Origin of the sequence: Moorena sp. SIO1G6, from assembly GCF_010672795.1 — a bacterium.
GTDB classification, from domain to species: Bacteria; Cyanobacteriota; Cyanobacteriia; order Cyanobacteriales; family Coleofasciculaceae; genus Moorena; species Moorena producens.
The window spans coordinates 1-1,861 of the sequence record NZ_JAAHFZ010000159.1 but is presented as its reverse complement, the minus strand read 5'-3'; the positions used below and the strand labels follow the sequence as shown (position 1 = coordinate 1,861).

At 43.7% G+C, this 1,861-nt stretch carries 1 protein-coding gene and 1 pseudogene; both read left to right on the top strand.

Annotated elements, in window-relative coordinates; translation table 11 throughout:
* Nucleotides 1–68: 68 nt before the first annotated feature.
* Nucleotides 69–724 (top strand): annotated as a pseudogene (locus F6K63_RS36695) (IS607 family transposase).
* Nucleotides 711–1,835, top strand: a complete 1,125-nt coding sequence (locus F6K63_RS36690) for an RNA-guided endonuclease InsQ/TnpB family protein (RefSeq protein WP_502708410.1) — start codon at nucleotides 711–713, stop codon at nucleotides 1,833–1,835. Before F6K63_RS36695 ends, F6K63_RS36690 begins: the two are co-directional and overlap by 14 nt.
* Nucleotides 1,836–1,861: the final 26 nt, after the last annotated feature.

The window sequence follows — 1,861 nt, the reverse complement described above, 5'->3', positions numbered from 1 at the left end:
ATATCTTACTAAGCCTTAGCAAACTTTACTAAAGTTAAGTATACTAGATTTAGTAAGGTTCACGGTCAATGAAAAAATATGTCACTCCAAAAGAGGCAGCCGAGCACCTCGGAGTCTCGATCTCAACTCTTAGGCGGTGGGACAAAGAGGGGAGACTCGACAGTATCAGGACAAAAGGGAATCAAAGGCGGTTCTGTGTCGAAGGAGAAACTCCGCAGATTAAGCCCATTGTCTGCTATGCAAGAGTCTCTACCTACTCCCAACGGGACGACCTTGATGCTCCGTAGGAGCCGCCAAGGGCGATCGACAAGCTGAATTTCTACGGTCAAAATACCCAAACGCTGAAATTGTTTCAGAAGTTGGATCAGGACTCAATTTTAAGCGGAAAAAGTTCCTCAAAATATTGGAACGAATTTACAGCTGTGATCTCTCAGCATTTGTCGTTGCCTACCCAGACAGAGCCGTCAGATTTGGATTCCCATTACTTGAATGGTTATGCAAAAAAGCTGGAGTCAAGCTCGTGGTTCTCAATGAACGCAAATTGTCCCCAGAACAAGAGTTGGTCGAAGATATCCTGTCCATCCTCCACTGTTTCTCTGCTAGGCTTTACGGACTCCGAAAATATCAAAAGCAAGTCACGCAAGCGGTACAAGATAAAACCCCGGAACCAGACGATGAAGTTGACACCAAACAGTGTCTTGAGGCTCAGGGTGTTTCCATCTAAAGAGCTTCACAGGGTTTGGAAAACTTGGCTTAATGCATATAGATGGATTTACAACTGGTCGATCGCTGCTATCAAAAACGGCTATCAAGGTAGTACTTATGACCTACAAAAACTGGCTAGAAAATCTGATAGACCAGAGTGGGTAAAAACCCTACCAGGGCACCAATTACAAGAAGCTGTTGCCGATGGGATCGATGGCGTTAAACAAGCCAAGGTCAATGGAGGTTTTGCCAAATTTAAATCCTGTCGGCAGATCACTCAAGTAATCAAATTCAAAGTTGGAGACTTCAAAAAAGGTTCTTGGTATCCCACCAAAGTAAAAGGTCTGTCCTTTCGTTCACCTCAAGGTTTTCCCGATGAATGCATCTACGGTACTCAATTAGTTTGGGTTAAAGGCAAATGGTACGGCATTTTTCCCGAATACATTGAACCTACTCCCACCAAACAGGATAAAGTAATAGCTTTAGATCCAGGTATTAGGACATTCCTTACTGGCTTTGACGGCAAAAATTACCTAGAGATAGGCTCTGGGGATATTGGTCGGGTTCAAAGACTTTGTCAGCAACTAGATCGGTTGATGAGTCGGATTGACTTAAGCTCTGCGAAAAGACAGAGACGTTCGCGAAGCGTGCGCCAAAGCGCAGCAATGAGAAATGCTGCCCATCGCTTACGCCAAAAAATTCAAAACCTAATTAAGGACTGCCATAACAAGTCAGCTTCTTTCCTGGTTAGTAATTACAAGCTTATATTTTTGCCAACGTTTGAAACATCTCAAATGGTAGTAAAATCAGCTAGGAAATTAAACAGGAAAACAGCTCGCAATCTGCTTACCTGGAATCATTATAAGTTTCGCCAGCACTTAACTCAAATGGCGGATCGTCATGAGGTGAAGGTTGTCTTGGTTAACGAATCTTATACCAGCAAAACTTGCCCAGAATGTGGTCAAATTCACGAAAAATTAGGCGGCAGTAAAAAATTCCAATGCCCAAAATGTGGCTTCTCTTTACCACGGGATTGGAATGGCGCGCGGAACATAATGATCCGCGCTTTGTCGGCAACAACCACCAGGTTTTCACCTGGTGCTATACAGATCATTCCTGCTGATGGGTAGGTTTAGAGAGGTTAAATGTTGCACCA